Source organism: Xanthovirga aplysinae, from assembly GCF_009711365.1.
In the GTDB taxonomy this organism is placed as follows: domain Bacteria; phylum Bacteroidota; class Bacteroidia; order Cytophagales; family Cyclobacteriaceae; genus Xanthovirga; species Xanthovirga aplysinae.
On sequence record NZ_SMMB01000897.1, the window covers coordinates 1 to 5,167 of the forward strand.

Annotated in this window: 6 protein-coding genes; 1 reads left to right on the forward strand and 5 read right to left on the reverse strand. The window is 36.4% G+C overall.

Annotated elements, in window-relative coordinates; all coding sequences use genetic code 11:
• Positions 1-112 precede the first annotated feature (112 nt).
• Positions 113-1,087 carry a lysylphosphatidylglycerol synthase domain-containing protein gene (locus tag E1171_RS07635; protein ID WP_187696329.1) on the reverse strand — a complete coding sequence of 325 codons (975 nt, stop codon included), beginning with the start codon at positions 1,085-1,087 and terminating at the stop codon, positions 113-115.
• A 26-nt stretch (positions 1,088-1,113) separates the two neighbouring features.
• Here E1171_RS07635 and ruvC point away from each other — a divergent pair, with 26 nt between their 5' ends.
• Positions 1,114-1,677, forward strand: coding sequence for a crossover junction endodeoxyribonuclease RuvC (gene ruvC, locus E1171_RS07640; RefSeq protein WP_155205421.1), 564 nt, complete (start codon positions 1,114-1,116; stop codon positions 1,675-1,677).
• Positions 1,678-1,882: 205 nt separating this feature from the next.
• Here ruvC and E1171_RS07645 read toward each other — a convergent pair whose 3' ends face one another.
• The 4 genes from E1171_RS07645 to E1171_RS07660 all read right to left on the reverse strand — a co-directional run bounded on the left by E1171_RS07645 (position 1,883) and on the right by E1171_RS07660 (position 5,165).
• Positions 1,883-2,275 (reverse strand): HIT family protein, encoded by a 393-nt coding sequence (locus tag E1171_RS07645; protein WP_155205422.1) that lies wholly within the window; start codon positions 2,273-2,275, stop codon positions 1,883-1,885.
• A gap of 187 nt (positions 2,276-2,462) precedes the next feature.
• Positions 2,463-2,936: a transcription elongation factor GreA gene (gene greA, locus E1171_RS07650; RefSeq protein ID WP_155205423.1), complete on the reverse strand. Its 474-nt coding sequence runs from the start codon at positions 2,934-2,936 to the stop codon at positions 2,463-2,465.
• Positions 2,937-3,233: 297 nt separating this feature from the next.
• A complete protein-coding gene (locus E1171_RS07655) occupies positions 3,234-4,010 on the reverse strand; it encodes a pentapeptide repeat-containing protein (RefSeq protein WP_246164223.1) in 777 nt (258 codons plus the stop codon).
• Between the two features lie 225 nt (positions 4,011-4,235).
• Complete coding sequence (locus E1171_RS07660) at positions 4,236-5,165, reverse strand: NAD(P)-dependent oxidoreductase (RefSeq protein WP_343031307.1); 930 nt, start codon at positions 5,163-5,165, stop codon at positions 4,236-4,238.
• Between the last annotated feature and the right edge of the window lie 2 nt (positions 5,166-5,167).

Below are 5,167 nucleotides of genomic sequence, written 5' to 3' on the forward strand. Positions count from 1 at the left end.
TCTTCCTTTAGCTTAATGGCACTATTTAAGGTTTTAATTCGCTTCCAACCTACCCAAAAGGCCAGGTTCATTAAAACATAAAAAACTGTTGATATTATAAAAAAGTAGAGCATTAAGGGGAATTAAATATTTTCATTTTAAAAACATAGAAAACTCCTACTAAAGAAGGAATCATAATATTGAAAAACCACAGGATTAAACTTGCCAATAGTACACTTGCTAGATCCACTTGATAAAAGCTAAAAAAATACAGAGCAGAAAATTCTCTAATTCCTAAATCACTTAAAAAATTAAATGCTGGCAGCAATGATTTGACCAAATAAACAAAGGTGACTCCAGCAAAGAGTATAGCAGGTTGCAAATCAACTTCCATCATTGTTAGTACCCACATAAATTGAATGGCAAAAACTAAATACCTTAGAGATGAAAACAAGAACGCTTCAAACACAGCTTTTGAGTCAAACTGCGAATACCTGTCCACGTAAGGACTTAAAAACTTAAATCTTGCTATGGTGATTAATTTTTCACTTCCCTTCTTTAATACAATGTGAAGAATAAAAAAGATCAGTGCACAAAATGCCGGAACTACTACCCAGAAAGCTTTATGAAAAAGATCAGGAAAATGGTTGAATATATAAAGGTTAAATCCAATAGTTCCAAATAAAAAAGTGGCCAGCGTTTGTGTAAACCTACTTACCATTAAAGCTCCTAATGCCGATTTACGTTCCAAAGCTTCCAATTGCCAAATTCTCCCAGTGATTTCCCCCAGCCCAAAAGGAATGGCCATTCTTATGGTTAAACCACTTAAAACTCCTTTCAAGGCCTGATGAAAAGTCAAATATTCAATATTTCTGACCAATCTTTGCCATTTAATGGCTTCAAGAGACCAATTGACAGGAATCAACACCAATAATAAAAAAAGCTTTAACCACTGTTGGCTGGAAAAAAAGAAGTTCCATTGACTATATAAGTGGCTTTTTAAAAGGGGTTCTTTCCCCAATTTTAGATAAATTCCAAAAACTACAAAAGTTAAAATCCCCAATTTCAATCCATTACCTAGATTGGCAAAAACAGCTGTTTTTTTCAAAAAAAGGAACTTCCTATATTGCATAGATGAAAAAAGAGGACAAAGCGCTGGAAAAAATCATTTTAGGAATTGACCCTGGTACCAATGTAATGGGTTATGGTTTAATTCTTGCCAAAGGTCAACAACTTTCTTTACTGCAATATGGAGTTATCCATTTGAGCAAATACGCCAACCACGAACTCAAACTTAAAAAAATTTTTGATAGAATTATTAGTCTAATTGATGATTATGCCCCTGATGAAGTTGCACTGGAAGCTCCCTTTTTTGGAAAAAATGTCCAGTCAATGCTCAAATTGGGTAGAGCTCAGGGAGTAGCCATGGCGGCTGCCCTTTCCAGAGATATACCTATTGCCGAATATGCACCATTAAAAGTTAAACAATCCGTGACTGGCAGGGGAAAAGCGTCAAAAGAACAGGTGGCCCAAATGCTAAAAACCATTATAAAAGGGCTCAATGAAACACCAAAATTGTTAGACGCCACAGATGCATTGGGAGTGGCGGTTTGTCATCATTTCCAAAAAGGAAGCAAAATAAAGAAAAATTCAGGTTGGAAGGCCTTTTTGTCTGAAAATCCAGATCGCTTAAAATAAAGGCCATGTTTTCCTCCATAAACCTTTTCTTCAGAAAAAAATCAACTTAAGCTGCTTTCAGTCCTTCCTTTCCCCTTTTTCAGCTTTATGGGTGAAGTGGTCTTAAATGGGAATCCTTCAAAAAAAGATTAATTTCAACCACCTTCAGAACTCCTATCCATTTTTTTTAAACCATGTTGGAGAAGCTCAACAGAAGAAATCTTTCTTAGAAATTCAATCGGATTTTATAAGCTGTTTCGGCTAATTCCTCATCGGCTGGAGAAAGTTTGGGGCGACTAAAATTAATATCCCCCATGGAGTTCAGCGGAACCAGGTGGATATGGACATGAGGAACCTCTAAACCAATCACCGCCACTCCAATTCTTTTGCAGGAAATGGTTTTTTCAATGGCAGCGGCCACCTTTTTGGCAAATAACATTAGGGCTGTATATTCCTGCCCATCCATATCAAAAATGTAATCAATTTCTTTTTTAGGCACTACAAGGCAATGACCTTCCACCAATGGACTGATATCCAAAAAAGCAACAAAATCGCTATCTTCTGCTACAATATGCCCTGGGATTTCTCTATTGATAATTTTTGTGAAAATACTTGCCATAATTCTAAACTTTGCTGGTTTTGAAGTTCAATATACGACAATTGATTTTCTGTAAGAGGAAAATTCTCCAAAATATAAAAAACAATAATCCTCCCACTTATCATCAGCAACTGATTCAAATGAGAGGATTATTGTTTTTCAAAATATCTTATCCTTAACACTTTGAGAGAGTTATCCAAAAGAGTTATTACATACTAATATCCAAAATCTCGAAGTGAATTTTTCCAGCAGGAGCCTGAATCTCGGCTACTTCTCCTACCTTTTTACCTAAAACCCCTTTCCCGATAGGAGATTTAATCGATATTTTCCCTGACTTCAAGTCAGCTTCTTCTTCTGAAACCAAGGTATAGGTTACCTCCATTCCATTCAATTTATTCTTGATTTTCACTCTAGAAAGTAAAGAGGCTTTGGAAATGTCTATTTTCGACTCATCAATCACTCGGGCATTTCCAACAATAGCTTCCAGTTTGGCAATTTTCAACTCTAGCAATCCCTGAGCGTCTTTGGCAGCATCATACTCCGCATTCTCACTTAAATCTCCCTTATCTCGGGCTTCAGCAATCTGTTTGGCTATATCAGATCTTCCTTTACCTTTCAATTCATATAACTCATCCTTAAGTTTTTGTAATCCTTCGGCTGTGTAGTATGATACCTTACTCATAATGCTCAATTTTTATAAGTTCTTATTTTATATAAAAAGAAGCAACGGCCCCAAAATGAAGCCGTCACTTTCAAAGTCTGAAATATTTGGGATATTTTTTTAATCTGTTGTTATTACGTTAAACCCAATCGTTTAGTATAATGTTTACAGATTTATACGAAATGAATCTTGCTGTATTCCCGCAAATAATCTGGGGCAAATCTAACTAATATTATCCTCGGTTCAAAACCCAACTTCAAGTCACGAACTTCTAAGATAGCAAAATTAACCCAATCTCAGCAAGAAGAAGAGTGTTTTTTATTTCCCTAATAAGTTTGGTTTTTGATCTTTAATGATTTGCTTAATCTCAGGATCCAACAAGGCTTTATATAAAGTTTTAACATGCTCCAATTGTTCAAGTGTTAGCCCTTTGGCATTACGTAAATCGGCTTTATAAAGATTAGCATTCTCAAAATCAACGCCCGCCAAATTACTATCATTAAGATTGGCTTCCATCAAAAAAGCATTGGTAAAATTTGCCTTTATCAAGAAAGATTTTGCCAGGTTAGCTTTAATCATAACTGCATCTTTAAAATTAGCACCACTTGCATAAGCACTTTCCATATTGATTTGATTTAGATTGGCATTTTCCAGGTTCGTCTGATTCAATCTGGCCCCTTCAAAGTTACATTCGACCAATTTAGAATGGCTCAGATTAGCATTATTCAAATTGGAGCCGGATAAATTGACATGGCTAAGTTGAGTTTTTGCCAAAAAACAATTGACCAAATTAATGGAATAAATGTTATTTCGATTTAAACGTTTAATGTTACCCACAGTCCTAAAGGCTGCTTCTTCCGATTGCCATAAACGAAAATCATCTATTTCATCTTTATACCTTCGGATTTGGATCAAACGCTGCCCATTCTGATTTAACCAGTAAAGTAAAATACCGATTATCAGCAGGTCAAAAAGCATTCCATGGGTTTCAATGAGTACATCTCTATAAAACTCCCTGAAATTTTCACGATAAAATGGAATGCTTAACAGCACCACAAGCACTGTCATAACCATTAAAACTACAAAAGAGGTCATTAGTGGTCTTTCTATTAGCTTTGAAGCCAGCACTCTCCACTTTTTAAACATGACTACCCTCCAATTGATCTTATTCCATATTAAATAACCTTAGGGTAGCCAAAGTATTGTAGAAAAAGGGAGTTACCACTAAACCTTAGGGGATACCTAATATTTACTTTTTTATTTTTAATGGCTTTTAATTTCACTGAAAAGCAAAAGATAAGAGAGTAAGTCGGCCAATCACTACTTTTCATCGGCGAACAATTTCAATGCACGTATTTTGTCAGCAAGGGTTTTATTTAACTTATAGTAAGATTCATGGGTCCAACCAGCAACATGTGGAGTAAAAAGCACCCGATTGCTTTTTGCCAACCAATCTAATGCTTGTTTTTGCGCCGGGGAAAGCTTATGAAATTTTTCATTTTCCAAAACATCCAATGCAGCGCCAATAACTTTTCCTGATTTTAAAGAAGAAATAAGATCCTCCAGCCGCAAGATCTCACCCCTTGCGGTATTGATAAGGAATATAGGTTTCTTAAAACTATTTAAATAGGCTGTATCAATGGAGAACCGATTTTCCTCTGTCAATGGAAAATGGAAACTCACGATATCAGCTTTGTCATGAAGTTCTTCGAGAGAAACTTCCCTTCCATACTCATCGCCGTAATTGGATTTATAACGGTCATAAGCCATTACTTCACACCCAAAGGCGGATAATCGGCGAGCAAAAGCTCTTCCCATATAGCCATAGCCTACAACTCCTACGGTTTTTCCCTTCAATTCAATGCCTCGGTTACCTTCTCGGTCCCAGATCCCCGATTTGACCTGTTCATTGGCTTGGTACATATTATTGAGCAAACCCAATAACATGCCCATTGCATGCTCTGCTACAGCATCACGATTCCCTTCGGGGGCATTAATCAATTGAACACCCAATCGTTTGACTTCCTGCAAATCAATTTTATCAACCCCAGCACCGGCACGCCCAATAAATTTCAACTTACCTGCCTGAGCTAGCACTTCCTTATCGATATTTGTTTTACTTCTCACAATCAACCCATCATAATCCTCAATTTGGGCGATTAACTCCGATCTTTTAATCTTTGGTTGATAACTCACCTCAAGCCCCACTTCTTCTAAAAGGGGGACAATACTTGAATGCATTTTATCTATAA

Coding starts and splice junctions, on each gene's coding strand:
- ruvC (WP_155205421.1), top strand. CDS start 1,114: ATGAAAAAAGAGGACAAAGCGCTGGAAAAAATCATTTTAGGAATTGAC.
- E1171_RS07645 (WP_155205422.1), bottom strand. CDS start 2,275: ATGGCAAGTATTTTCACAAAAATTATCAATAGAGAAATCCCAGGGCAT.
- greA (WP_155205423.1), bottom strand. CDS start 2,936: ATGAGTAAGGTATCATACTACACAGCCGAAGGATTACAAAAACTTAAG.
- E1171_RS07655 (WP_246164223.1), bottom strand. CDS start 4,010: ATGACCTCTTTTGTAGTTTTAATGGTTATGACAGTGCTTGTGGTGCTG.